Source organism: Conexibacter woesei DSM 14684 (assembly GCF_000025265.1).
Lineage (GTDB): Bacteria > Actinomycetota > Thermoleophilia > Solirubrobacterales > Solirubrobacteraceae > Conexibacter > Conexibacter woesei.
In genome coordinates this window covers 5,813,512-5,839,930 of the sequence record NC_013739.1, presented here as the reverse complement: position 1 = coordinate 5,839,930, position 26,419 = coordinate 5,813,512, and the positions used below count along the sequence as shown (strand labels likewise).

General features: G+C 72.8%; 21 protein-coding genes. 12 read left to right on the top strand and 9 right to left on the bottom strand.

The features are described from left to right. Positions 1 to 11: 11 nt before the first annotated feature. The gene (locus CWOE_RS31620; RefSeq protein WP_012936913.1) at positions 12 to 1,169 is read right to left on the bottom strand and encodes a class I SAM-dependent methyltransferase; all 1,158 of its coding nucleotides are present in this window, start codon (positions 1,167 to 1,169) and stop codon (positions 12 to 14) included. Between the two features lie 89 nt (positions 1,170 to 1,258). On the opposite strand from CWOE_RS31620, the gene CWOE_RS27405 reads away from it, so the two are divergent. From CWOE_RS27405 to CWOE_RS27395, 3 genes are read left to right on the top strand one after another with little or no spacing between them, the layout of a single operon-like run. Next, a complete protein-coding gene (locus CWOE_RS27405; RefSeq protein WP_012936912.1) occupies positions 1,259 to 2,014 on the top strand; it encodes a response regulator transcription factor in 756 nt (251 codons plus the stop codon). A gap of 4 nt (positions 2,015 to 2,018) precedes the next feature. Continuing rightward, entirely contained in the window at positions 2,019 to 3,473 is a 1,455-nt protein-coding gene (locus CWOE_RS31615) for a sensor histidine kinase (protein WP_012936911.1), read from the top strand. 9 nt (positions 3,474 to 3,482) lie between these two features. Next, positions 3,483 to 5,579 carry a hypothetical protein gene (locus tag CWOE_RS27395; protein WP_012936910.1) on the top strand — a complete coding sequence of 699 codons (2,097 nt, stop codon included), beginning with the start codon at positions 3,483 to 3,485 and terminating at the stop codon, positions 5,577 to 5,579. 3 nt (positions 5,580 to 5,582) lie between these two features. Here the strand turns inward: CWOE_RS27395 and CWOE_RS27390 are convergent, their stop codons facing one another. The 8 genes from CWOE_RS27390 to iolD form a co-directional block, all read right to left on the bottom strand. After that, positions 5,583 to 6,359: a hypothetical protein gene (locus CWOE_RS27390; protein WP_012936909.1), complete on the bottom strand. Its 777-nt coding sequence runs from the start codon at positions 6,357 to 6,359 to the stop codon at positions 5,583 to 5,585. Next, entirely contained in the window at positions 6,359 to 7,168 is an 810-nt protein-coding gene (locus CWOE_RS27385; protein ID WP_012936908.1) for a hypothetical protein, read from the bottom strand. Before CWOE_RS27385 ends, CWOE_RS27390 begins: the two co-directional genes overlap by 1 nt. A 43-nt stretch (positions 7,169 to 7,211) precedes the next feature. Next, positions 7,212 to 8,714 (bottom strand): CoA-acylating methylmalonate-semialdehyde dehydrogenase, encoded by a 1,503-nt coding sequence (locus CWOE_RS27380; protein WP_012936907.1) that lies wholly within the window; start codon positions 8,712 to 8,714, stop codon positions 7,212 to 7,214. Continuing rightward, positions 8,711 to 9,628 carry a 5-deoxy-glucuronate isomerase gene (gene iolB, locus CWOE_RS27375; protein WP_012936906.1) on the bottom strand — a complete coding sequence of 306 codons (918 nt, stop codon included), beginning with the start codon at positions 9,626 to 9,628 and terminating at the stop codon, positions 8,711 to 8,713. Before iolB ends, CWOE_RS27380 begins: the two co-directional genes overlap by 4 nt. After that, positions 9,625 to 10,563, bottom strand: coding sequence for a 5-dehydro-2-deoxygluconokinase (gene iolC / locus CWOE_RS27370; protein ID WP_012936905.1), 939 nt, complete (start codon positions 10,561 to 10,563; stop codon positions 9,625 to 9,627). The genes iolB and iolC overlap by 4 nt, the downstream gene beginning before the upstream one ends. Before the next feature lie 85 nt (positions 10,564 to 10,648). Then, positions 10,649 to 11,536: a TIM barrel protein gene (locus CWOE_RS27365; RefSeq protein WP_012936904.1), complete on the bottom strand. Its 888-nt coding sequence runs from the start codon at positions 11,534 to 11,536 to the stop codon at positions 10,649 to 10,651. Continuing rightward, positions 11,533 to 12,585, bottom strand: a complete 1,053-nt coding sequence (locus CWOE_RS27360; RefSeq protein ID WP_012936903.1) for an L-threonine dehydrogenase — start codon at positions 12,583 to 12,585, stop codon at positions 11,533 to 11,535. The genes CWOE_RS27365 and CWOE_RS27360 overlap by 4 nt, the downstream gene beginning before the upstream one ends. After that, positions 12,582 to 14,576: a 3D-(3,5/4)-trihydroxycyclohexane-1,2-dione acylhydrolase (decyclizing) gene (gene iolD / locus CWOE_RS27355; RefSeq protein ID WP_012936902.1), complete on the bottom strand. Its 1,995-nt coding sequence runs from the start codon at positions 14,574 to 14,576 to the stop codon at positions 12,582 to 12,584. The genes CWOE_RS27360 and iolD overlap by 4 nt, the downstream gene beginning before the upstream one ends. Positions 14,577 to 14,714: 138 nt before the next feature. Between iolD and CWOE_RS27350 the strand changes: the two genes are divergently transcribed. The 9 genes from CWOE_RS27350 (at position 14,715) to CWOE_RS27310 (ending at position 26,416) form a co-directional block, all read left to right on the top strand. Then, on the top strand, positions 14,715 to 17,930 hold the full coding sequence (locus CWOE_RS27350; protein WP_012936901.1) for a PIG-L family deacetylase: 3,216 nt from the start codon (positions 14,715 to 14,717) through the stop codon (positions 17,928 to 17,930). A gap of 115 nt (positions 17,931 to 18,045) precedes the next feature. Next, positions 18,046 to 18,792: a DeoR/GlpR family DNA-binding transcription regulator gene (locus tag CWOE_RS27345; RefSeq protein ID WP_012936900.1), complete on the top strand. Its 747-nt coding sequence runs from the start codon at positions 18,046 to 18,048 to the stop codon at positions 18,790 to 18,792. After that, complete coding sequence (locus CWOE_RS27340; protein ID WP_012936899.1) at positions 18,789 to 20,132, top strand: 6-phospho-beta-glucosidase; 1,344 nt, start codon at positions 18,789 to 18,791, stop codon at positions 20,130 to 20,132. The genes CWOE_RS27345 and CWOE_RS27340 overlap by 4 nt, the downstream gene beginning before the upstream one ends. After that, on the top strand, positions 20,129 to 21,064 hold the full coding sequence (locus CWOE_RS27335; RefSeq protein ID WP_012936898.1) for a carbohydrate kinase family protein: 936 nt from the start codon (positions 20,129 to 20,131) through the stop codon (positions 21,062 to 21,064). The genes CWOE_RS27340 and CWOE_RS27335 overlap by 4 nt, the downstream gene beginning before the upstream one ends. Continuing rightward, the gene (locus CWOE_RS27330; RefSeq protein ID WP_012936897.1) at positions 21,061 to 22,419 is read left to right on the top strand and encodes an extracellular solute-binding protein; all 1,359 of its coding nucleotides are present in this window, start codon (positions 21,061 to 21,063) and stop codon (positions 22,417 to 22,419) included. Before CWOE_RS27335 ends, CWOE_RS27330 begins: the two co-directional genes overlap by 4 nt. A gap of 14 nt (positions 22,420 to 22,433) precedes the next feature. Continuing rightward, positions 22,434 to 23,423 (top strand): carbohydrate ABC transporter permease, encoded by a 990-nt coding sequence (locus CWOE_RS27325; RefSeq protein WP_012936896.1) that lies wholly within the window; start codon positions 22,434 to 22,436, stop codon positions 23,421 to 23,423. After that, positions 23,420 to 24,238 (top strand): carbohydrate ABC transporter permease, encoded by an 819-nt coding sequence (locus CWOE_RS27320; RefSeq protein ID WP_012936895.1) that lies wholly within the window; start codon positions 23,420 to 23,422, stop codon positions 24,236 to 24,238. Before CWOE_RS27325 ends, CWOE_RS27320 begins: the two co-directional genes overlap by 4 nt. 4 nt (positions 24,239 to 24,242) lie before the next feature. After that, entirely contained in the window at positions 24,243 to 25,352 is a 1,110-nt protein-coding gene (locus tag CWOE_RS27315) for an ABC transporter ATP-binding protein (RefSeq protein WP_012936894.1), read from the top strand. Next, positions 25,349 to 26,416, top strand: coding sequence for an SIS domain-containing protein (locus tag CWOE_RS27310; RefSeq protein ID WP_012936893.1), 1,068 nt, complete (start codon positions 25,349 to 25,351; stop codon positions 26,414 to 26,416). Before CWOE_RS27315 ends, CWOE_RS27310 begins: the two co-directional genes overlap by 4 nt. Positions 26,417 to 26,419: the final 3 nt, after the last annotated feature.

Below are 26,419 nucleotides of genomic sequence, written 5' to 3'. Positions count from 1 at the left end.
GGCCGGGTCGCTCAGGAGTCGTAGCCGACGAACGTGACCTGGCCGGGCCGGTCCAGCGCGATCTCGACCGTGTCGACGGCGTGGGGAAGACGGAAGGTCGCGTAGTGCGGCCATCCGTCGCCGCAATCGACCGGCTGCTCCTGCGCCGTCCCCCGCGTGCGGTCCGCGAGCCGGATCTGCGCCGGTCCCGGATTGTCGGGCAGCGCGCCGATCGCGATGCGGCGGGTTCGCGCCGGAAGCGGCGCGACGAGCCGCACCTCAGTGGTGGGAAGCCGCACGGTCTCGGCGCCGGTCCACTCAGCGCCCGGGCTCGCCAGCGTGTGCATCGGCCAGGGACGGAGCATCGGCGGCGGTGCTGCGATCGGGGAGGCGCTCAGCACCACGTCGATCCAGTAGCGCGAGAAGGCCGGTGCGAGGTCCGGACGGGCCTGGTCCATCGTGCGCGCGAGCGCGACCTCCTCCGGGTGGATCGCGCGGCTCGGCAGCAGCGACGGCTCCCAGCCGGACGCGAGCACGTGCCGGGAGAGGTCGCCGAAGACCAGTTCCAGCTCGTGGAAGCTCATCCCGCGGCCGAAGCGCGTCAGCGCCTCCTGGGCGGCTTCGGGTCCCTGTTCGACGCCGGCGCGGATCGTGTCGACGAAGTCCTGACGTGGAGCGCGGTCGTAGTAGCGCAGCGCCAGCTCGTCCGGAAGCTGCGCGAAGAACGGCGCCTGGCTGGAGTGCCAGTCCCACAGGATCAGGCGGTTCGGCGTCTCGCAGATGACTATCGCCCCGTCCGGGCGCACGACACGTCGCGCGAGCGAGAGCACCTCCAGCCGCTCCTCGACGTTGAGGTGCTCGAGCACGGCGTAGAAGAGGAAGACGTCGATCTCGCCGGCGTGCTCTTCGACGGCCGCGAGGATCGACTCGACCGGCACGTGCCGCAGCTCGACGTTGTCGAGGCCGCGCCTGGCGACCTCGTCCCGCGCCTTCGCGAGCGGGCCGGGGTCGATGTCGTAGCCGTAGTGCTGCCCGACGCGTGTGCCGAGCGCACACGCGACAGGACCGTAGCCGCAGCCGTACTCGAGCACGGTCTTGCCGGCGAGCGGGACGGCCGACTCGATCCACGGGAGCATGTAGTCGTCGGCGGTCAGCAGACGGGCCTCCCATGGATCTGTAATCAGGTTCATCGAGACGGGAGTGTGCCAGCTCCCGGTGACGGCACTGTGACAGGAGCGCCCGCGTCCGCACGCCACCGTTTCATCTAGCATCGATTCCCATGCAGGAGGCTGAGCCCGGCTCGTCGAGCGCGTCTGCGTCGTGGCATGACGATGCGGACACGTCGCTGACGATCCTCGTCGTCGACGACGAGTCGGATCTGCGCGAGATGCTGACGCGCTCGTTCACGCGCGAGGGCCATCGCGTGCAGTCGGTCGCGGACGGGAGGGCGGCGATCGAGCGAGCGTCGAGCGAGTCGTTCGACGTCGTGCTGCTCGATGTCGCGCTCGGCTCCGGTCCGAACGGCTACGAGGTCTGCCGCACGCTGCGCGCGCGCCGCAACGTCGTCCCGATCATCATGCTGACGGCGCTCGACAGCGAGGCGGACGCGGTGCTGGGACTGGAGGCCGGCGCCGACGACTACGTCACCAAGCCGTTCGGGCTGGCCGAGCTGCGCAGTCGCATCAGGGCGGTCCTGCGGCGGGCCGGGCCGCGCCCGATGGGCGCCAGCGACGATCTCGTCGAAGTCGGTCCGATCGCGCTCGACCGCGCGCGCCGGGAGGTGCGGATGAACGGCGAGCCGGTCCACGTGACGTTCTCCGAGTTCGAGCTGCTGGAGGCGCTGATGGCCGACCCGGGCCGGCTGCGCAACCGCCAGGAGCTGCTGCGGGCGATCTGGGGCGACAGCGCCTACCGCGACCCGCGCGCGATCGACGTGCACGTCCGCCACCTGCGCGAGAAGCTCGAACCCGAGCCCGACAGCCCGCGGCACATCGTGACCGTCCGCGGCGCCGGGTACCGGCTCCAGGCCGGGTAGCGCGATGCGGCGCTTCGGCGCGCTCGGACTCCGCGGCCGCATCGTCGGCGCGCTGATGCTGACCGCGGCGGCGACGCTCGCGGTCGCCGCGCTCTCGCTGCTGCCGCCGCTCGAGCGCCGCCTGCGCAACGCCGAGCTCGACACGCTCGTGACGAAGGCCGTCGACCTGCGGCCGGCGTTCGAGGACCTCCAGGGGACCCGCCTCGCGATCGGCTCGCTCCAGCTGCAGAACCTCGGGCGCGACCTCGTCGACTCGAGCGGCGCGCAGCAGGTCTACCTGCTCGACTCGACGCACGCGATCCGCCTCAGCACGACCGACGCCGCGACCGCGGCGTCGGACCCGTTCGACGACGTCGCGCGGGCGCTGCGCAGCGGGAGAACGGTCGAGTCGACCGGGACGCTCGCCGGCGACGACGTCGTGCGCGTCGCGCTGCCGATCGAGATCGACGGCTCCCGCTACGCGCTCGCGGCGCGCAAGCAGGTGAGCGAGGTCAGCGGCGCCGTCGCCGTCGTTCGCAGAGCGTTCGCGACGGCGGCGCTGAGCGGGCTCGCGATCGCGCTGCTGCTCGGGCTCGGCTTCGCCGCGACGCTCGTGCGGCGGCTGCGGCGGTTGCGCGACGCGACCGTCGAGCTGGCCGAGCACGGCCACGTCGAGGAGGTCCCGGCCGACCGCAACAGCGACGAGGTCGGCGACCTGACGCGCGCGTTCGCGACGATGCAGCGCCGCCTGCACCAGCAGGAGGAGGCGCGCCGCGCGTTCGTCTCGACTGCCTCGCACGAGCTGCGCACGCCGGTCGCCTCGCTGCGCGGCATGCTGGAGCTGCTCGATGACGAGCTGGCGCACGGCGAGGTCGACCAGGCGGAGGCGCGTGAGCAGGTCGCGCGTGCGCTGGCGCAGGCGCGGCGGCTCGGCCGGCTCGCCGCCGACCTGCTGGACCTCAGCCGCATCGACGCCGAGGTCGCGCTGCGCAGCGAGCCGGTCGAGCTGGCCGAGCTGTCGCGTGCGGTGATCGCCGAGTTCGAGCTGGGCGCCGGCCACGGCGAGCCGCGTCCGGTGCCGCGGCTCGACGCCGGCGGTGCCGCCGGCCCGGCGTGGGCGCTCGCGGACCCCGGCGCCGTCGCGCAGATCCTGCGGATCCTGCTCGACAACGCCGTTCGCGCGAGCCCGCCTGACGAGGTCGTCGACGTGCTGCTGCGGGCGGCGCCGAACGGCGGCCCCGCGGCGCTGGTCGTCCGCGACGCCGGTCCCGGCATCGCGCCGGACGAGCGCGAACGCGTCTTCCAGCGCTTCGCCCGCGGCTCGACGGCCGACGGCGCCGGCTTCGGGCTCGGGCTCGCGATCGGCCGCGAGCTGGCCGAGCGGATGGGCGGGACGCTCGTGCTGGAGGAGGCCGGCCCGCCCGGCGCGACCTTCACGTTGCGCCTGCCGGCGCCGCCGCCCGACCACCCGTCCGCTTAAGCTCTGGGCATGCCGTCCCCCGCCCGCGCGAGCCGCCTGCGCCTGCGCGCGCTCCTGCTCCTCGTCGCCGTCGCCGGTACCGCGTGCCTCCTCGCCGCGCTGCCGGCGCGGGCCGCGGCGGAGCCGAGCGCGGTGCTCGCCCTGTTCCCCCTGTCGCCCGACACACCCGCCGGCGTCGAGCCGCTGCCCGACCAGGAGCCGCCCGGCGGCGACACGGGCCTGCCGCAGGTGCTCGGCTATCTGAACGGCCATCCCGAGCTGGCGCTCGGCGCGATCAGTGCGACCCAGTCGGGCTACAGCCAGATACAGGCGCTGCTCGACATCACGCAGGGGACGCGCACCTCCAAGAGCACCTACAGCCCGAAGAACCCGCCCGACCTGCGCTTCATACCGGACGGCAGAGGCGGCCTGATCGTCGACTGGATCTCCGCGGTCCTGCGCGCCGAGAGCGCGCCGGCGGACACCGTGCCCGGCCTGCTCGCCAGCTCGATCCCGGGCGGAGTCGGCTTCGTCGGGATCAGCGGCGAGCCGAACCTCGAGGCGATCGCGGCGAGCAACCGCGGCGGGTCGATACCGTCGGTCTCGATCGGCCGTCCGGAGACGGTCGCCGACCGGACCGCGGAGATGCTCAGACGGCACCGCTTCGTCGTCGCGCTGCTGCCGCCCGGCTTCGCCGGCGACCGTCAGCTCGACGCGCTGATCGGACAGCGCAGAGACGACGAGCTGCTGATCGCCGAGCAGGCGCCGCCGCCGTTCCGCGGGCCGCAGCTGCTGTGGACCGGGATCCTCGGCCTGACAGAGGGCTCGGGCGGCAGCTTCACGTCGGCGACGACCCACCTCGACGGCGTCGCGGCGGGCATCGACCTGCTGCCGACGATCCTCGACCATCTCGGGATCCCCGTCCCCGACGAGGTGCGCGGCCAGCCGATCCGCCTGCAGGGCACGCGCGACGCAGCCGGGATCGACGCACTCGACAACCGCCTGTCGGTCGTCGCCGCGCGTCGCATGCCCGCGCTCCAGACGTTCCTCTTCACGTGGCTGGCGGTCGTGCTGCTCGCCGGCATCCTGCGCGACCGTGTCGGCGTGCGCTTCGGCATCCGCCTCGGCGGGCTGGCGATGATGTGGCTGCCGACGATGGTTCTCGCGACGGCGGCGTTCGGGCCCTCCAGGCAGGCGGAGCTGTTCGCGATCGCGGTCGGCTCGTTCACGCTCGCGCTGCTGACCGACCGGTTCGTGCGATGGCCGCGCGGGCCTGCGGTGCCGTGCATCGTCGGGCTGGTGGCGTACACGGCCGACCTCGCCAACAACTCGCACCTCATCATCCGCTCGCTGCTCGGCCCCAGCCCGCGCTCGGGCTCGCGCTTCTACGGGCTCGGCAACGAGCTGGAGATCGCGCTGACGCTGCTGATGCTGATCGCGGTCGCCGCATCGCTGCGGCGGCGGGAGCGCACGCGCGGCGGCGCGGTCGCGTTCGCGCTCGCAGGGGCGGCGCTCGCGCTCGTGATGGGCTCCGGCAGGCTGGGCGCGGACGTCGGCGGCATCTTCACCGTCGCCGGCGGCGCGGCGGTCGCGACGCTGCTGATGCTGCCGGGCGGGATCACGAAGAAGGCGCTCGGGATCGCGCTGCTGACACCGGTCGCGGGCCTCGCCGCGCTGGCGGCGGTCGATCTCGTCACCAGCGGCGACGGCCACTTCACGCGGACCGTCCTGCACGGCAGCCTCAACGACCAGCTCGACACGTTCCAACGCCGCTACGAGCTGGCCTGGAACATCCTCAAGAGCGGCTATGCCCCGCTGCTGATCATCCTCTGCGCGCTGGCGGTGACGTACGCGTGGCGCCACCGCGGGCGGATCTACTCGGCGGTCGAGACCGACCCCGTCTGGCGCGCCTGCCTGCTCGGCGGCCTCGGCGCCGCGATCTCCGGCTCGCTCTTCAACGACTCCGGCCCGGTGCTGCTCTTCATCGGCGTCGTCGGCCTGACGTTCCTGACCGCCTACCTGCGCGCCGGCCCCGGCGGCCCCGCCGCCGCGGGACCGGACTCGCCGGCCGCCGCACCCGGAACGACGGCGGCGCCACCGCCGCCGCCCGTGCCGGCCGCCGGCTGATCGCTAGCTCATCCCGTCGTCGATGGAGAAGACGTAGCCGAGGACGTTGCTGCTGATCGCCAGGTCGGGCCCCAGCTCGTGGTACAGGCGCCGGCCGTTCGTCGAGCGCACGACTGCGGCCGCGTGCCGTCCGCCGTCGCTGTAGTAGCCGAGCGCGCCCGCCGGCGGGGTGTCGTCCGGGCTCGCCAGCTCCGTCAGCTCGATCGACGCCCACGCGTCGTCGTCGCGGCGCAGCAGCTCGAACAGGCGGGGCGCCGGAAGGAAGTGCGAGGGCGACCGCCCGCCGTCGTTGTCGACGGCCTCCTCCAGCAGCACGTACACCGCGATGGCCTTGGCCTGTTCGTCAAGGTGGATCGTGCCGCGCTCTGTCAGCGGTATCGCGGCGACCGGCTCCGCGGGCACCGTCGTGCGTCCGTCGCGACCGCGCCGTTCGGGGAGCGCGACGCGGCAGAAGTCGGCGCCTCTGGCGAGGTCGCGCGTGCGCAGCGGCCGTCGGGTCCGCGCCGCCCGCACGCGGTCGGAGGAACCGCGGCTGCCGGAGATGTCGAAGTAGCTCCCCCCGAGGCCCTTGACGCAGCTGATCGTGACCGTCCGACCCGCGATCTGCCGATAGGCCGCGCTCGCACGCTTGTCGAAGACGACGGCCATCCTGCCGCCCTCCCGCACGATGCGGACGCCGTCGGACCGTCCGTCTGGCAGCTTCCCGGCGGCCGTCGCGCACTGCGCGCCGCCCAGCAGCAACGTGGCCGCCGCGACAGCGATGTTGCGAGCGGCCCGCATCACTCGATCTCGCTGCCGTAGCCGTTGATGTAGCCGAGGACGTTGGTGCGCAGCTCGTCGTCCGGCAGCAGCTCCATGAACAGGCGGCGGTCGCTCGTCGAGAGCATCACCGCTGCGGCATGCTCTCTGCCGCCGCGGTAGTAGCCGACCTTGCCCGCCGGCGGCGTGTCGGCCGGGCTCGCGAGCGCGACGACCTCGATCGGCGCAGCTCTGCCGGCGCGGTCGAAGAACCGCACGACCCGTGCGGAGGACGCGAAGCCCCCGTCGTCGGCGATCGAGCCTGCGACGGTGATGACCAAGTCCATCGTCATCGCCGTCGCCTCTTCGTCGAGGTGCACGGTGCCGCGCTCCGTCGTCGCGATCGCGACGACCGGTCTCGGCCCGATCGTGCCGCGACTGCCGCTGCGCCTCACGGTGCGCTTCGGCAGCCAGACGCGGCAGTAGTCCGCACCGCGCGCGAGACCGCTGATGCGCTGCGGCTGCCGCGTCTTCGGTGCGACCAGCTCCGTGCTGGCCGAGGACTCCGTGACCATGAACGATCTCGAACGAGCCTTCTCGACGCACACGACCGTGACCCGCTTGCCCGCGATCGTGCGGTAGAGCCTGCTCGCGCGCTGCTCGAAGACGATCGCGCTCTGGCCGCCGCGCTGCGCGATGCGGACGCCGTCCGCGGTGCCGCCGGGCGGCCAGCGCTCAGCGGCGCCGGCGGTCGCGGCGCCGCCGCAGAGCAGCGCTGCGGCGGCGACGGCGAGAACCGTGCCGGCACGCGCGCGAAGGGTTCGGGAGTGTGTCCTTGCTCGATCGGTCAACGAGCGCAGACCGTACCTGGCGCGTGCGAGCGCCGGCGGCGACCTACGAGAGGACCGGGAAGCCGAGGTCGATCCCGCGGTCGGCGGGATTCGGCCAGCGGCGGGTGACGACCTTGCCGCGCGTGTTGAAGCGGACGCCGTCGGGGCCGTGGACGTGGAGGTCGCCGAACAGCGAGTGCTTCCAGCCGCCGAACGAGTGGTAGGCCATCGGCACCGGGATCGGCACGTTGACGCCGACCATGCCGGCGACGACGTCCTGCTCGAACTGGCGCGCGGCACCGCCGTCGCGCGTGAAGATCGCGGCGCCGTTGCCGTACGGGTTCGCGTTCACGAGCTGCAGCGCCTCCGGGTAGCTCTCGGCGCGCACGACGACGAGCACGGGGCCGAAGATCTCCTCGTCGTAGACGCGCATCCCCGGCCGCACGCGGTCGAGCAGCGTCGGGCCGAGCCAGTGCCCGCCGTCGTGGCCGTCGACCGTCAGGCCGCGGCCGTCGACGAGCACCTGCGCGCCCTCGGCCTCGCCCGAGTCGACCAGCTCCGCCACGCGCGCGCGGTGCGCCGAGCTGACGAGCGGCCCCATCTGCGACGCGGGGTCGGTGCCCGGACCGGTCGTGAGGTCCTCCAACCGCGTCCGCACCGCCTCGACCAGCCGGTCGCCGACGTCGCCGACGGCGACCGCGACCGACACCGCCATGCAGCGCTGCCCGGCCGAGCCGTAGGCGGCCGAGACGAGGCCGTCGGCGGCGAGGTCGAGGTCGGCGTCGGGCAGCACGACGGCGTGGTTCTTCGCGCCGCCGAGCGCCTGCACGCGCTTGCCGTGAGCGCTCGCGGTCTCGTAGACGTGCCGCGCGATCGGCGTCGAGCCGACGAACGAGACGCCCGCGATCTGCGGGTGCGACAGCAGCGCGTTGACGGCTTCGCGATCGCCGTTGACGACCGTCAGCACGCCCTCCGGCAGGCCGGCCTGCGCGAACAGCCGCGCCAGCAGCAGCGACGCCGACGGGTCCTGCTCGCTCGGCTTCAGCACGAACGCGTTGCCGGCCGCGATCGCGATCGGGAACATCCACATCGGGACCATCACCGGGAAGTTGAACGGCGTGATCCCGGCCATCACGCCGAGCGGCTGGCGCAGCGAGTAGGAGTCGATCCCGCCCGAGACCTGCGGCGTCATCTCGCCCTTCAGCAGGTGCGCGATCCCGCACGCGAAGTCGACGACCTCGAGCCCGCGCTGGACCTCGCCGGCCGCGTCGGAGAGGACCTTGCCGTGCTCGCGGGTGACGATCCTCGCCAGCTCGTCGCGGTGCTCGTGGACGAGCTGGCGGAACGCGAACATGACCGCCGTGCGGCGCGAGAGCGACGTCGCGGCCCAGCCGCGCGCGGCCTCCGCCGCGGCGCGCACCGCGCGGTCGACGTCGGCCGCGGACGCGAGCGGCACGCGCGCGCTGACCTCGCCGGTCGCCGAGTCGGTCACCTCTCCCCAGCGGGCCGCGGACTCGTCGGCGGCGCCGGCGATCCAATGGGGGACGACGGTGGCGGTCGCGCTCATCGGGCGGTCTCCTGCGGGTGGCGGGCGTGGTCGATCGGGCCGCGTGCGTCGCACAGCGGCAGGCGCGGGTCGAGCGGCTGCCCGGCCCAGCTGTCACGGATCCACGCGTGCGCGGGATCGTCCTTGAACGCGAGCGAGCGCTCGGTCGACGGGCCGGCGAGCACGTTCAGGTAGTACAGGTCGTAGCCGGGCAGCGCGACGCACGGGCCGTGGTAGCCGCGCGGGATCAGGAACGCGTCGCCGTGGCCGACCTCGACCGTCGCGTCGATCTCGCCGTCGGCGGTGTAGGTGCGGTGCAGCCCGACGCCGCCCGCCTCGCGCAGCTCGAAGTAGTAGATCTCCTCCAGCACCGCCTGACCCTCGCCGGCCGGCGCGTCGGTGTCGTGCTTGTGCGGCGGGTAGGAGGAGGTGTTGCCCTGCGGCGTCAGCAGCTCGACACAGGTGAGGCGGTCGGTCTCGAACGCGTCCGGGTGGAGGAAGTTGTTGACCTGGCGCGTCGCGGCGCCGGCGCCGCGCAGCTCGACCGGGACGTCCTCGGCCGCGCCGTAGCGGACCTCCAGCCGACGGCGCGCGTTCGCGTACGGCAGCGCGAGCCGCGCCGGCTGCGCGCCGGAGTTGGAGATCCGCGCCGCGCAGTCGCGCGGCAGGTAGGCGAAGTCGGTCACGCGCGCGAACGGGTCGGCGCGGCCCTCCAGCTCCAGCAGCTGGCGGTCGGCCTCGACGACGATGCCGCCGCCGGCGAGCGGCAGGACCGCGTACTCGTCGGCCTCGGTCGCGAGCGTGCGGCTCTCGCCGGGCGCCAGCTCGACCACGCGCAGGCCGGTGTGCGCCCAGCCGGCGTCGGCGGGCGCGATGTGGAGCGGGTCGGCGCCGTCGCGGGCGCTGCCGGCGGGGCGATGGAGCTGATCGGTCACAGGCGGGTCTCGACTTCCTCGCTGGTGGGCATGGCGGCGGCGCACAGCAGGCGCGAGGCGACGATCGCCCCGGCCACGTTCGCGAAGCGAAGGATCCGTTCGAGCGGCCAGCCGGCGAGCAGGCCGTGGCAGAGCGCGCCGCCGAAGGCGTCGCCGGCGCCGAGGCCGCAGACGACCTCGACCGGCGTCGGCGGCACCTCGACGATCTCGCCGTCGCGCGTGGCGCCGAGCACGCCGGCCGGCCCCTGCTTGACGACCGCGATCTCCGGTCCCAGCTCCAGCAGCGCGAGCGCCTGCTCGCGCGGCGGCAGGTCGCCGACGGCGACGGCCGCCTCGGCGCGGTTGCCGACGACCACGGTGGCGCGCTTGACCGCCTCCTGCGCCCAGTCCTCGTGGCGCTCGCCCGCCGGCCACAGCATCGGGCGGTCGTCGAGGTCGTGGACGGCGAGCGCGCCGTCCGTGCGCGCGTCGAGCGCGGCCAGCACGGCGGAGCGGCTCGGCTCGCGCGAGAGGCCGGTGCCGGTCGTCCACAGCAGGCCGGCCGCGGCGATCGCGTCGAGGTCCAGCTCGCTCGTGCCGAGGCTGAGGTCGGGCGCGGTCGGCTCGCGGTAGAACAGCAGCGGGAAGTCGTCGGGCGGGTGGACCTCGCAGAACGTCACGGGCGTGCGCAGCTCCGGGTCGGTGCCGACCCAGCGCCCGTCGACGCCGTAGTCGGCGAGCGCCTGGCGGCAGTAGGCGCCCCAGCCGTCGTCGCCGACCTTCGTCACGATCGCGCTGCGGCGACCGTGTCTGGCCGCGGCGACGGCGACGTTCGTCGCGCTGCCGCCGAGGCCCTTGACGAACGTCTCGACGTCGGCGAGCGCGACGCGGTGCTGCTCGGGGTAGAGGTCGACGCCGATCCGGCCGATCGCGATCACGTCGAACGGGGCAGTCATCGGTGCACCTGGCGACCGCGAGAAGGAGCCTCTGGCGAGTTCTCGCTCGGAACAGCGAGCCCCCAGGGCGAGTCGTTCCGCGCGCTCATGCGGCTGCCGCCCCGTTGTCGGCGAGCAGGGAGCGCAGGTGCTCGGCGCTGGCGCGCACGTCGCCGAGCGGGCCGGCACCGGCGGGCGGCTCGGCGTCGAGCATCACGTCCTGCTCCAGCACGTACCAGCCGCGGTAGCCGGCGCCCTCCAGCAGCGAGACGATCCCGGCGACGTCGACGTCGCCCGCGCCGAGCGGGCGGTACATCCCGTCGCGCACGGCCTGCGAGTAGGGGAGCGAGCCGTCGGCGACGCGCGCGGCCATCGCGGCGTCGACGTCCTTCAGGTGGACGTGGCCGATGCGGCTCGCGGCCGCCTGCGCGATCGCCAGCGGGTCGGCGCCGCCGACCATCAGGTGGCCGGTGTCGAGGCACAGCTCGACGGTCGAGCCGGCGAGCACGCGCTCGACGTGCTCGCGCCGTTCGACGACGGTGCCGGCGTGCGGGTGCAGCGAGCAGCGGACGCCCTCCACCGCGCAGACCGTGCGCGCCTCGTCGAGTCCGCGCAGCAGCCGCTCCCAGGCGGCGTCGTCGAGCGCGGCGTCGGCGTCGTAGCCGTCGCTGCCGGTGGTGGCGGCGAGGACGAGCGCGCGGGCGCCGGCCTCGGCCAGCAGCGCGGCGGCACGGCGGATGGGCTCCAGGGCGCCGTCGAGGTGCAGCGCCGCCGGCACGAACGCGCCGACGAGCTGCATCCCGCTGCGCTCCAGCAGCGCCGCCGCGGCGCGCGGGTCGGTCGGCAGGAAGCCCTCCGGCCCGGCCTCGGTCGCCGTCAGGCCGAGCGCGCGCATCTCCTCCAGCACGCGCTCGGGCTCGAGCTGGACGCCCCAGCCGGGCACCTCGCAGACGCCCCAGGAGATCGGCGCGGCGGCGACGCGGTCGCCGCTCATGCGCCGCGGGTCAAGTCGATGACGGCCTTGACGGCGGAGCCGCCGCGGATCTCGTCGAGCGTCTCCGGCAGCTCCTCCAGCGACACCCAGTGCGAGACCAGCGGCGCGAGGTCGATCACGCCGGACTCGAGCACGCGGATCGTGTCGGGGAAGGTGTGGTCGCCGACGTAGGTGCCGAAGACGACCAGCTCGCGGCGGGTGATCTCGACCTGCGGCAGCGCGCCTCTGGCGTGGGCGTCCATGCCGAACAGCAGCACGCGCCCGCGCGGCGCGGCGAGCTCGATCGCGGCCGGCAGCTGGCTGCCGACGGCGTCGACGACGACGTCCGCGCCGGCGCCGCCGAGCGCGTTCTCGACCGCCTCGGCGAAGCCGGCGTCGCGCGGGTCGAGCGCGTAATCGGCGCCCATCTCCAGCGCGATCCCGCGACGCAGCTCGCCCGGCTCGACGACGACGACGCGGCTCGCGCCGCCGGCGCGCAGCAGCGCCAGGAACATCAGGCCGATCGCGCCGGCGCCGATCACGACGACCGTCTCGCCCGGCACGAGCTTCGCCTGCTGGATGCCGTTGAAGACGCACGACAGCGGCTCGACGAGCGCGGCGACCTGCGCGGGCAGGTCGTCCGCGATCTGGTGGCAGGCGAGCGCCGGCACGACGACGTGGGAGGCCATCCCGCCGTCGCGGAAGATGCCGATCGTCGTGAAGCGCTCGCAGTGGGCGGTGAGCCCCTTCTTGCATGCGGCGCAGGTGCCGCAGCTCAGATTCGGCGCGACGACGACGCGGTCACCGACCGCGACGTCGCGCGCCTCCGCACCGACCCCGCGCACACGGCCCACGAACTCGTGGCCGAGCACGCAACCGGGCGTTCCGGGATGGCCCGGCGGGTCGGAGAGGATGTGGACATCGGTGCCGCACACGCCGCATGCCTCGACCTCGATCAGGACGTCGTCGGGCGCGTGCAGCTGCGGGATCGGACGCTCGGAGATGACGAGGCGGCCGGGCCCCTCGAAGATCGCGGCGCGCATCGTGCGCGCCTCGGTGGCGGCGGTCATGGGGTCGGAGCCTCCTGGTTCGTGCGAGGGGCGCGCGAGGCAGACGGAATCCGAGGGCTCTGCCCGTGGGATTCCGCGACCTCCTGGGGGGCGGCGGGGTGGTGGAAGCGCTGGTGACGGGCGCGGTCGGCCTCGTACTCGGCGCGCAGCTGCTGGACGACCGGGTCGGCGGAGACCTCGGCGGGCGCGACGTCCCACCACACCTCCGCGCCGGGCAGGTCGACGTGCGGCAGCGTCTCGGCGACGATCACCGCCGGGCCGTCGTGGTCGCGCGCGGCGTCGAGCGCGGCGCGCAGGCTGCCGGGGTCGGAGACGCGCCAGCTGCGCGCGCCCATTCCCGCCGCGATCGCGGCGAGGTCGAGGCCGAGGTAGTCGCCGGAGAGGCGCGTCGGCTCGGCCGACCCGGCGCCGCTCTCGGTGCGGGCGCGGAACTCGTTGCCGAAGTCGCGGCCGGCGCGCGCCATCTGGAGGCGGCGGATCACCTGGAAGCCGTGGTTCTCGCTGATCACGACGGTGATCGCGAGCCGCTCCTGGAGCGCGGTGACCAGCTCGGACGGCGCCATCAGGAAGGTGCCGTCGCCGATGAACGCGATCACCTCGCCGTCGTCCGGCTGGGCCATCCGCACGCCGAGCGCGGCCGGCAGCTCATAGCCCATGCAGGAGAAGCCGAACTCGATGTGCGCGTGGCGCTCGCCGGTCGCGTCCCACACCTTCAGCACGTCGCCGGGCGGGCCGCCCGCGGCGGCGATCAGCGTGTCGCCGGGGCGTGCGGCCTCCTGCATCACGCCGAGCAGGCGCCCCTGCGTCATGCCATTCGCGTGGTCCTCGAAGAGGGCCGCGGCGCGGCGACTTGCCCACGCCGCGGCCCCTTCCTCGATGGCCGCCCGGTAGGTCGCCGAGGGGCGGCGGCCCCGAGCAGCGAGCGCGTCTGACAGCGCCCGCAGGGTGTCGCGCGCGTCGGCTTCGAGCGCGAGCGCGCCCTGCTTGTGCGCGTCGCGGCCGTCGACGTTGATCGCGACGAAGTTCACTTCGGGGTGGGCGAAGAGCGACTGCGAGGCGGTCGGGAAGTCGGTCAGGCGCGTGCCGACGGAGATCACGAGGTCGGCCTGAGCGGCGAGCGCGTTGGTCGCCGGCGTGCCCTCCAATCCGATCCCGCCGAGGCCCCACCAAGCGCCGATTCGCACGGCGCCCTTGCCGGCGAACGTCTCGGCGACGGGCAGGCCGAAGGCGTCGGCCAGCTCCTCCAGCTCCGCCTGCGCGTCGCTGTAGAGGACGCCGCCGCCGGCGATCACGAGCGGCCGCTCGGCGCGCTCGATCAGCTCGGCGGCGCGCTCGACGAGCGCGGGCTCGGGCTGCGGACGGCCGATCGTCCAGGTCCGCTCGGCGAAGAACGACTCCGGGAAGTCGTACGCCTCCGACTGCACGTCCTGCGGCAGTGCGAGCACGACGGCGCCGGTCTCGCGCGGGCTGGTGAGGACGCGCATCGCCTCCGGCAGCGCCGTCAGCAGCTGCTCGGGGCGCTGGATCCGGTCGAACAGGCGCGAGACGGGGCGGAATGCGTCGTTGACCGAGACGTCGAGCGCGGAGGGGTGCTCCAGCTGCTGCAGGACGGGGCCCTGGCGCCGCGTCGCGTAGGTGTCGGAGGCGAGCAGCAGGACGGGCAGCCGGTTGATCGTGGCGAGCGCGGCGCCGGTCACCATGTTCGTCGAGCCAGGGCCGATCGAGGCGGCGCACGCGAGCGTCTGGCCACGGCGCGTCGCCTTCGCGAACGCGGTCGCACTGTGGACCATTGACTGCTCGTTGCGGGCCTGCATGTACGGCAGGTCCGCGCCGTGCTCCTCCAGCGCCTGGCCGAGGCCGGCGACGTTGCCGTGTCCGAAGATCCCGAACAGGGCCGGGATCAGACGGCGGCGATCACCGTCGCGCTCGCTGTGTTGCGCGGACAGGTAGCGCACGATCGCTTGCGCGGTGGTCAGACGGACGGTCGGCACGACACGGCTCTCCTCGATCCCGGCTCCAACAATTCTGGACAAAAACTAACACGATGATGTGCGGACGTGGTAGAAGTGTTGCGTCCTTGTGAGAGACCAGGTCCCGCCGGGGTGACCTGGACCCGGGAGAGGAGTTCCATGGAAGGTCGTTGGACTGTCGTACGCAGAGCCGGTGCCGCACTCGCGGTCACGGCGGCTGCCGCGTTGGCGGCAGCGCCGTCAGCGCTCGCTGCCGAGCAGGAGCCGGTGAAGCTCAACGCGATGTTCATCGGTGCACACCCCGACGACGAGGCCGGTCTGCTGCCGACCTACGGCATCTGGGACGAGGTCTACGGCGCCCGTACCGGCGTCATCACCGTCACGCGCGGTGAGGGCGGCGGCAACTCCGCCGGCCTCGAGGAGGGTGCTCCGCTCGGCATCCTGCGCGAGCGGGAGGAGCGCCGCGCGGTCGGACGCGCCGGCATACGCAACATCTACAACCTCGACCTGCAGGACTTCTTCTACACCTACAGCGTCCCGCTGACGAGACAGGTGTGGAACTACGACGTCGCGCTGGAGCGGGTCGTGCGCGTGGTGCGCCAGACGCGCCCCGACACCGTCGTGACGATGAACCAGATGCCGTCGCCCGGTCAGCACGGCAACCACATCGCGGCGGCGTGGCTCGCCTACGAGGCGTACAACCTCGCCGGCGACCCGGCCGCCTATCCGAACCAGATCCTCAGCGAGGGCCTGAGACCGTGGCGGATCAAGTCGGTCTACCAGAGCGGCGGCACGGTCACCGGATCGCCCGACAGAGGCCAGGCCTGCGAGACGACCTACACGCCCGACCCGGGCTCGGAGGTCTACCGCACCTGGCAGGGCCGCACGTCGAACTCGCCCGACCCGCACAACAGAGGCAAGACGTGGGCGCAGATCGCCCGCGAGGGCAACCGCGAGTACGTCTCGCAGGGCCGTGGCGGCTGGCCGCCCAACACGATCCCGGGCGATCAGCTCGGCTGCCAGCAGCTGCGCCTGATGGTCGGCCGCGTGCCGCACGACCCGGGCGTCCGCCGTGCTGACGGTGCGCTCGTCGGCTCCGCCGTCGCGCAGCCGGGCGGCTTCCGCCTCGGCACGGAGCTGGACCTCGACACGAGCAGCTACGAGGTGCTTCCGGGCCAGCCGTTCACCGTGACGGCGACCGTCCGCAGCACGCAGGACCTCGACGACGCGCAGCTGAGACTGGAGCTGCCGAGCGGCTGGACCGGCGGCGCCGCGCAGGCCGTCGGCGCGCCCAACCGCGACGGCGAGTCGAAGGTCAGATTCACGGTGACGCCGTCGACCAGCGTCGCCGCCAACGCGACGACGCGCCTCTACGCCGTGATGGAGCAGGACGGCGCCAGCGGCCGCAACGGCATCGTCGTGCGCGTCGCGCCGCCGGTCCGCGGCGAGCTGGAGCCGCGCAGAACCGTCGCCGACTACCGCTCGTGGCTCAGAGATCAGGACCTCGAGCAGCTCGGCGACACCGTCACGCCCGTCTTCTCCCTGGGCGTCGGCGAGTCGAAGACCGTCAACGTCAGAGTCCGCAACTACAGCGGCCTGACCGAGTCCGGCACGGTCAGATTCGCGGTGCCGGCCGGATTCAGCGTCGACCAGGTGACCAAGCCGTACAGCGGCCTCGCCGCCGGCGCGGAGACCTCGGTGCCGTTCACCGTGACGAACACCGACACGTCACTGCGCACCGGCAACGTCAGACAGGACGGCGAGGTCGGCGCCGCCCCCTCGTACCCGATAACGATCACGACGACGTCGACCGCGACCGCCGGCAGCGGCGAGATGAGCAGCGCGATCGACCTCGTGCCGGTCACGACGATCCCGAGAGCTGCGGCGCAGCCGGCGCTCGACGGCACGTTCTCGGCGGCCAAGTACCCCGGCCAGCCGATCGACCTGTCGAAGACGTGGGAGGGCTCGATCGACAGCAGAAGCACGAGAACGAAGGCGAGAGGCACGGCGTACGCGTCGTGGTTCGGCGACTCGCTCTACATGCACGTGAGAGTCACCGACGACACGCTCGGCACGATCCTCGCGCCCGAGGACGCCAAGCGCCACTGGCGCGCCGACTCGGTCGAGATCGCGTTCGACCCGCAGCCGGAGTCGTTCGACACGAGCACGACGTTCAAGGTCGGCGTCTTCCCGACGACGACCAACGGCCAGCCGGCCGCGTACCGCGACGCCGACGGCTTCCAGGGCCCGATCGCCCAGTCGGCGCCGGGGATGAGAGTCGTCTCCAGAATCAACACGGCGAACTACACCGGCTACGAGCTGGAGGTGAAGATCCCGTTCAGCGACCTGCCCGCCGCGGCACGTCAGAACTGGACCGGGATGAACATCTTCATCTACGACTCCGACACGCAGGACAAGGTCGGGCAGACGCGTCAGGGCTGGTCGACGTTCAACGGCGTCCAGGCCGATCCGTACCGCTGGGGTCACGCGATCTTCGGCGGCGGCTACACGCCGACCGGCTCGACCACGCCTGAGGACCCGACGATGCTGCTGGAGGCCGCGCAGAGCGTGCTCTCGCCGCAGTCGATCCTGCAGGCGGCCGTGGACGGCACCGGCCTCGGCGGCTCCAAGCGGGCGCCGAGCGACGCGACGCTGGAGCTCGCAGGCGAGCCGAAGCTGGTCGGCGACAACGTCGTCGTCCCGGTCGTCGCGACCGGTCCCGGCACGGCGAACGTGTTCGTGACCGATCCCGGCCTCGGCCGGCCCGACCCGCTCGGCGGCGTCGACATGAACCTGTACGGCGCGGAGAAGGTGCTCGGCTCCGACACGGATGTGCTCGTGGGAGCTGCGGGCCGCGTGCTGCAGGTGAGAGTCCCCGTGTCGGCGGCCGCGCGTGACGCGATCAAGGCCGACGGCGCGCTCGTGCTCGCCTCCTACGGGGCGCGTGCCGGTGGCACGACGCCGCTCGCCGTCGGCCTGCCCGGCGACGACGGCACGGTGCCGCCGCTTCCGGTCCCGGGCCCGAAGGGCGATCCCGGCCCGCAGGGTCCCGCCGGCGCGCAGGGTCCCGTCGGCCCGCAGGGCCCCAAGGGCGAGCCCGCGAAGAAGCCCGCGGCGAGACACGCCGCTCCGAAGGTGACGTGCAAGCTCGTGCGCAGACAGCGCACGGTCAAGGCCGTCAGCTGCACGGTGAAGGCGGCCAGCCCCGCGAGCCGCGTCGTCGTGAAGTCCGGCAAGCGCACGCTCGCCAAGGCGACGCTGCGCAAGGGCGTCGCCCGCGTGAGCCTCCCCGCGAGCACCAAGCGCGCGACGTTCACGTCGGTCGATCGTCGCGGCAAGGTCCTCCGCAGCGTGGAGGTCCGCGTCCGCCGCTAGTCCGCGTCCCCGCGGTTGTCTCTGGAGCGGGCGCTTCGGCGCTCGCTCCAGGGGCTAACACTTTCGAACACTTCCCTGTTGACCTGTGACTGACTCCGTGCCCATAGTCCCGACCATGCTTCCCGCTCAGCGTCGTCAGAAGATCCTCCACGCCGTCCGTTCCGGCACCGCTCACGTCTCCGATCTCGCCGAGAGCTTCGGCGTCTCGGAGATGACCGTCCGCCGCGACCTCAGGGCCCTGGAGCGCGACGGCAAGCTCGAGCGCGTCCACGGCGGCGCGATCAACGCGACCGACGAGCGCCCGTTCGAGGAGATCGCCGTCGAGCGCTTCACGGGCAAGGACAGGATCGGCGCGGCCGCCGCTGCGCTGGTCGAGGACGGCCAGACGATCATGATCGACATCGGCACGACGACGCTGCAGCTCGCGCGTCATCTGCACGGTCGCAGGCTCACCGTCGTCACCACAAGCCTCGCCGTCTACGAGGAGCTGGTCCCCGACGACGACATCCAACTCGTGCTGCCGGGCGGGCTCGTCCGGCGCAACTACCGCTCGATGGTCGGCGTGATCGCCGAGGACTCGCTGCGCCAGCTGAAGGCGGACGTCGCCTTCCTCGGCACCAGCGGCGTCGACGCGGACATGGGCGTGTGGGACACCACCATGGTCGAGGTCCCGATCAAGCGCGCCATGATCGCCGCCGCCAACAGCGTCGTGCTGCTGGCCGACGCGGAGAAGTTCGCGATGGGCGCGGTCGTGCGCGTCTGCGGACCGGCGGAGATCGACCACATCGTCACCGACGCGCCTGTGCCCACGGCACACGCCGCGTCGATCACCGAAGCAGGAATCGAGGTAACCGTCGCATGAAGCTCACGATCGTCGGAGGGGGCGGGTTCCGCGTCCCGCTCGTCTATGGCGCGCTGCTCGCCAAGGCTGAGCGGCTGCGGCTCGAGGAGGTCGTGCTGCACGACGTCGAAGAGGATCGTCTCGCGCGCATCGCGCCGGTCCTCAGAGGGCTCGCGGAGGAGCACGGGCAGCAGCTCCCGTTCCGCACCACGACCGACCTCGACGACGCCGTCGAAGGCGCCGACTTCGTCTTCTCGGCGATCCGCGTCGGCCAGCTGGAGGGCCGCGTCGCCGACGAGTCGGTCCCGCTCGGCCACGGCGTGCTCGGCCAGGAGACCACCGGCCCGGGCGGCATCTGCTTCGCGCTGCGGACGATCCCGACGATGGTCACGCTCGCCGAGAAGATCCGCGACCGCGCCCCCGGCGCCTGGCTGATCAACTTCACCAACCCCGCCGGCATGGTCACCGAGGCCTGCCAGCAGATCCTCGGCGACCACGTCGTCGGCATCTGCGACTCGCCGTCGGGCCTCTGCCGCCGCGTCGCGACCGCCGCCGGCCGCAACCCCGACGACGTCTGGTTCGACTACTTCGGCCTCAACCACCTCGGCTGGCTCAAGGAGGTGCGCGACAAGGACGAGCCGCTGCTCGGCCGCCTGCTCCAGGACGACGCCGCGCTCGCCACCTTCGAGGAGGGCCGCCTGTTCGGCGGCGACTGGCTGCGCTCGCTGGAGATGATCCCCAACGAGTACCTCTACTACTTCTACTACGCCGCCGACACGGTCAACGCGATCCGTGAGAGCCCCAACTCGCGCGGCGCGTTCCTGCTCGAGCAGCAGCGCGAGTTCTACGCGCAGAACGGCCAGGGGCCCGAGGAGGCGCTCGCCTCCTGGCGCAAGACGCGCCACGACCGCGAGCGCACCTACATGGCCGAGGCGCGCAGCGCCGCCGGCGACTGTGGCGAGCACGACCTCGACGAGAACGCCGGCTACGAGTCGGAGGCGATGGCGGCGCTGGAGGCGATCGCGCTGAACACGCGCGCGGTCCTGATACTCAACACCGCCAACCGCTCCGCGCTGCCGTTCCTCGATTCCGACGCCGTCGTCGAGGTGCCCGCGATCGTCGGTCGCACCGGCCCGATACCGGTCGCGATCGGCGAGGTCCCCGCGCACGCGCGCGCCCTGATCGAGACGATGAAGGACGTCGAGCGGACGACGATCGCCGCCGCCACGACTGGCTCGCGCCAGCTCGCGATCAAGGCGCTCGCGCTGCACCCGCTGGTGCCGTCGGTCAACACCGCGCGCGAGATCCTCGCCGGCTACGAGCAGCGGATCCCCGAGCTGGGGCGGACGTTCGCCTCGTGAGCACGACGGATCCGATCGACCTCGCCTGCGTCGAGCCGGCCTTCGTCGACCTGACGTTCGTCGGGTTGGAGGCCGTGCCCGCGCTCGGCGAGGAGCAGCACACGCGTGGGCTCGAGCGTGGCGCGGGCGGCGGCGCGATCACGGCGATCGGCGCGGCGCGCCTGGGCCTGCGGACGGCGTCGGTCTCCCCGATCGGGGACGACGCCGACGGTGAGTTCGTGCGCGCGGCCTTCGCGGCGGACGGCGTCCGCTGGGCGGGCCGGCGCGTCGCGCGCACCTCGCTGACGGCGGTGATGCCGGTCGGCAGCGAGCGCGCGATGGCGACGTTCGACAACGGCGAGGAGGCGCGCGCCGAGGAGATCGCCGCGCTGTCGCCCCGCGCCGTCGTCACGTCGCTCGACCGGCTGGGACTGGCACCCGAGGGAGCGCGCGTGTTCGCGACCACGGGCGACGAGACCGCGCGCACGCTCGCGCGCGAGGGCCGTCTGCCGGACGGCTCCGAGCGCGTGCACGCGCTGCTCGTCAACGAACGTGAGGCGCTGCTGCTGAGCGGCGCGGACGACGTCGAGGAGGCGGCGCGGCAGTTGACCGCGCAGGTCCCGCGCGTCGTCGTCACGCTGGGGCCGCGCGGCGCACTCGCCGTCGCGGCGGGAGGAGGAAGGGTGGAGCGAGCCGACGGCGTGCAGGTCGACGTCGTCGACACGACCGGGGCGGGCGACCTGTTCGCCGCTGCGTACGTGTGGGCGGACCTGATGGGTGCGCCCGAGCTCGACCGCCTGCGCTGGGCGGTGCTGTACGCAGCCCTGTCCGTCCGGGTCGCGACCGCAGTCGCGGGCGCGAGCCGGCTCGACGCACTCGCCGAGGCGGGCGCGCGAAGTGGGCTGACGCTGCCGAACCAGCACGCGATCACACATACGAAGGAGGAAAGGTGAAGCTGACGAGGGCGCTGCTGCTCGCCGTCGCCGCACTGCTGGCGGCGGTTGCCGTGGGGTGCGGTTCACCGGGAGAGTCCGACGACGATTCGTCGTCGACCACTGCCACGACAAGAGCGACCGAGAGAGTCGACGTCGCCGCCGCCGGCGACGTCACGCTGACGATCTGGGACCAGGAGGTCCGCGGAGGTCAGGCGGCACAGATCAGAAGGCTGAACGCCGAGTTCCAGGAGAAGTACCCGAACGTCACGATCAACCGCGTGGCGAAGTCGTTCGAGGACCTCAACACGACGCTCAAGCTGGCCGTCTCGGGCCCGAGAGCGCCGGACGTCGTGCAGGCCAACCAGGGTCGTCCCGTGATGGGCCAGCTCGTGAGAGCGAGATTGCTGCGGCCGCTGACCGACTACGCCGAGGTCTACGGCTGGGACGACCGCTACTCGGACCTGCTGCTGAACCTGAACAAGTTCTCGCCCGACGCGAGACAGTTCGGCAGCGGCGACCTCTACGGCCTCTCCCAGATGGGTGAGATCGTCGGCGTCTTCTACAACAGAAGACTCGTGAGAAGACTGCCCGAGACGCTCGAGGAGTTCGAGGCCTCGCTCGCCGAGACCAAGAGAGCCGGCGGCGTGCCGATCCAGTTCGGCAACCTCGACAAGTGGCCCGGCATCCACGAGTACGAGACCGTGCTCGGCCGCAACGCCACGCCGCAGGCCGTGAGCGACTTCGTCTTCGCCGCCAGCGGCGCGTCGTTCGACACGCCTGAGTTCACCGCCGCCGCCAGAACGCTGCAGGACTGGGCGAAGGCGGGCTACTTCACGCCCGACTTCAACGGCGTCGGCTACGACCCCGCGTGGCAGCGCTTCGCGAGAGGCGAGAGCCCCTACCTGATCGCCGGCACGTGGCTCGTGGCGGACCTGATCAGAGCGATGGGCGACGACGTCGGCTTCTTCGTCCTCCCGGGCGAGACGGCCGGCGACGATCCGGTCGCGCTCGGCGGCGAGGGCCTGCCGTTCACGGTCACGACCGCGTCGAAGAACCCCGACGTCGCGGCCGCGTACATCGACTTCATCACCGACGCCAACGCGGCGAGAGTGCTGGTCGAGACCGACAACCTGCCGGCGATGTCGCTGCCGGACGGGATAGCGCCGACGGAGGGCCTGACCGGCGATGTCTTCGCCGCCTGGAGAAGCCTCAACGAGGCGAACGGGATCATCCCGTACATCGACTACGCGACCCCGACGTTCTACGACGACATCAGCGGCGCGATCCAGGAGCTGCTGGCTGAGAAGCAGTCGCCGGAGGAGTTCACGTCCGGCGTCGAGGCGAAGTACAGCGAGTTCACCGGCTCGCTCTGATCGGAAGGAAGCGCATGAGTGCCATCGAACCCTCCACGCCGCCCCCGCCCGCCTCCGCGGTCGTCGGCGGCGTGGCGGGCGAGGTGCCCAAGCCGGAATGGCCGCTCGGCGGGACGCGCTCGGAGGCGCGTCCCCCGGGCGAGCCCCGGCGTGTCGGCTATCTGTACATCCTGCCGGCGTTCCTCGTCTTCGCGGGCTTCGTCCTCGTCCCGCTCGGTCACGCCTTCTACCTCTCCCTGTGGGAGTGGGACGGCCTGACCGCCGGCAGATGGGTCGGCTTCGACAACTACGTCGACGTCGTCTCGGACCCGGGACTGCGCGCCGCATTCGGGCACGCGCTCGTGCTCGTGCTGTTCTACGCCGTGCTGCCGGTTCTGATCGGCCTGCTGCTGGCGGGCCTCGTCGCCCGCGCGCGGGTGCGCGGGCTGGCGTTGTTCCGCACGATCCTCTTTCTCCCGCAGGTGATCGCGATGGTCGTCGTCGCGGTCATGTGGCGGATGATCTACGACCCCGAGAACGGCGCCCTGAACGAGCTGCTGCGCGCCGTCGGGCTGGGGTCGCTGACGCAGTCGTGGCTCGGCGACTTCGACCGCGCGCTGCCGTCGGTCGGCCTGATCGGCACATGGGTCATGTACGGCCTCGCGATGGTGCTGCTGACGGCCGGCGTGCAGAAGATCCCGTCGAGCCTCTACGACGCCGCGCGCGTCGACGGCGCCGGCCCGATCCGCGAGTTCTTCGCCGTCACGCTGCCCGCGCTGCGCGGGGAGATCGCCGTCGCGCTGACGCTCACGACGATCCAGGCGCTGCGCAACTTCGACCTCGTCTACATCACGACGAAGGGCGGGCCGGGCGACGCGACCTCGGTGCCGTCGTTCGAGGTCTACGACCGCGCCTTCCAGACCGGGCAGGTCGGCTCCGCCGCCGCGATCGGCATCTCGCTGCTGGCGATCATCTTCGCGATCTCGCTCCTGATCAACCGCACGGCCGAGCGAGGTGCTCGATGACCTCCCAGCGTGAGCAGGCGCTCACCTACACGATCCTCGGGCTCTTCTCGCTGATCGCGCTCGCGCCGATCGTCGGGATCGTCTTCACCGCCGTCCAGGACCCGAACGCGATCAACTCGTTCGGCTCCTTCGACGGCATCCACCTCGGCAACTTCAAAGACGCGTGGGAGCAGGGCAACTTCGGCTCCTACCTGAGATCGAGCGTGATCGTCTCGGTGACCGTCGTCGCCGTCTCGATCCTGCTCTCGATCCTGTCCGGCTACGCCTTCGGGATGATGCGCTTCCGCGGCTCCGAGGTGCTGTTCTACCTCTTCCTGCTCGGCCTGATGGTGCCGATGGAGGCGATGGTCGTGCCGCTCTACTACGACCTCCGCGACCTCCAGCTGACCGACACCTACTGGGCGCTGATCCTGCCGCAGATCGGCACGTCGGTCGCGTTCGGCACGTTCTGGATGCGCGCCTTCTTCCGCTCGGTCCCGCGCTCGCTCGTGGAGGCCGCGCGGATCGACGGCGCGACCAGCTGGTTCACGCTCTGGCGCGTGCTGCTGCCGCTCGCCAAGCCGGCCGTGCTGACGATGACGGTCCTGCTGTTCATGTGGACCTGGAACGAGTTCCTGCTGGCGCTCGTGATGGTGACCGACGAGGGGCTGCGGACCGCGCCGCTGGGGCTCAGCTTCTTCCAGGGTCGCAACACCTCGAACCTGACGCTGCTCGCGGCCGGGGCGGTGATCGTGGCGACGCCCGTCGTCGTGCTCTACATGTTCCTCCAACGCCATTTCATCCGGGGCATGCTCTCCGGTGCCGTGAAGGGATAGTTCCATGGCTGCAGTCCAGTTCATCGACGTCGACAAGCGCTACGGCGGCGTGACCGCCGTCAGCGGCGTCTCGCTCGACATCGCCGACGGCGAGTTCATGGTGCTCGTCGGGCCGTCAGGCTCCGGCAAGACGACGGCGCTGCGGATGCTGGCGGGCCTCGAGTCGATCAGCGGCGGCGAGATCCGCATCGGCGAGCAGGTCGTCAACAAGATCGCGCCGCGCGAGCGCGACATCGCGATGGTCTTCCAGGACTACGCGCTGTATCCGCAGATGACGGTCTTCGACAACCTCGCGTTCGGCCTCCGCCGCCGCAAGGTCCCCAAGGACGAGATCGCCAGACGCGTCGACCGCGCCGCGCAGGCGCTCGACCTCGGCAGATACCTCCAGCGCAAGCCGGGGCAGCTGTCGGGCGGGCAGGCGCAGCGCGTCGCGCTCGGCCGCGCGCTCGTGCGCGACCCGCAGGTGTTCCTGATGGACGAGCCGCTGTCGAACCTCGACGCGAAGCTGCGCACGCAGACGCGCGGCGAGATCAAGCGGCTCCAGCAGGAGGTCAACACGACGACGGTCTACGTCACGCACGACCAGGTCGAGGCGATGACGATGGGCCACCGCATCGCGGTCATGAACGACGGCGTGCTGGAGCAGGTCGGCACGCCCGAGGAGCTGTACGAGCGCCCGGCGAACCGCTTCGTCGCCGGCTTCATCGGCAGCCCGGCGATGTCGTTCTTCGACGCCGCCGTGAGCCGCGAGGACGGCGGCGTGCGGCTGCGATCGGGCGGCGTCGAGCTGCTCGCGGCCGGCGTCACGGAACTGCCCGACGGCGTCACCGTCGGCGTGCGGCCCGAGTTTGCGAAGCCGTGGAACGGCGAGAACGGCGCGCTGCTGGGCCCGTTGAGCGGGACCGTCGAGTACGTCGAGGCGCTCGGTCGCGAGACGTTCGTCGGCGTCGACTGCGGCGGCGCGAAGCTCGCCGTCCACTACGAGGGCCGCGCGTCGATGCTGCCGGGCGAGACGATCGAGTTCGGGATCGAGCCAGGCGGGCTGCGCTTCTTCGCGCCCGACAGCGGGCTGGCGATCTCTCCCGCCGGCGCGTCGACCGGAGCGACGCGATGAGCGCTGAAGCGACGGGCGCCGAGCTGCTGCTCGACGAGATCCGCGAGCAGCCCGCGGCATGGCGCCGCCTGCTCGACCACGAGGAGGAGATCGCCGCGCTCGGGCAGCGCCTCGCGGCGGAGCGGCCGTCGCTGGTGCGGTTTGCCGCGCACGGCACCTCCGACCACGCCGCGACGTATGCGATGTACGCGCTGCGGCTGCTGTGCGGCTGGACGATCCTGCGCGACTCGATGTCGCTGTCGCTCTCCTACGGCGCGGCGACGGCGACGCCGGGAGAGCTGGCGGTCGGTCTGTCGCAGTCGGGCGAGACGCCCGACGTCGTCGCGTGGCTGCACGCTGCGCGCGCGGCCGGCGCGACCGCGGTCGCGGTCACCAACGCCGGCGACTCGTCGCTGGCGCGCGGGGCGGACGGCGTGCTGCCGCTGGCGGCCGGGCCGGAGCGCTCGATCGCCGCGACGAAGACGTACACCTGCACGCTCGCCGCGCTCGCGCTGCTCGGCGCGCACGCGGCCGGCCCCGAGCGCGGCGCCGCGCTCGCCTCCGCGCTGCGCGGGACCGCCGACCTGGCGGAGGAGGCGCTGCCGCGGCTGGAGCGCGCGGTCGAGCCGATCGCCGACGTGCTGTCGTCGGTCGAGCGGCTGTACGCGGTCGCGCGCGGCCTGGAGCTGGCGACCGCCGCGGAGGTCGCGCTGAAGCTGACCGAGATCGCCTACGTGGCGGCGAAGGCGCTGACCGCGACGAGCATGGCGCACGGCCCGGTCGCGGCGCTCGACCGCAGCTTCCCCGTCTGGGCGGTCGCCGGCGACGAGGCGACGCTGCCCGCGGTCGCCGAGGCGGTCCGCCGCGCACGCGACGCCGGCGCGCCGGTGATAACGACCGGCCCGGAGGCCGCCGCGCTCGACGGCGCGACGTTCACGCTCGCGACGCCGCACGCGCCCGACCCGCTGCTCTCACCGCTGCTGTCGGTGCTCCCCGGCCAGCTGTTCGCGCGCACGCTGGCGCTGGCGAAGGGGATCGACCCCGGCGCCCCGCGCCACCTGCGCAAGGTCACGCTGGCGGCGTAGGAG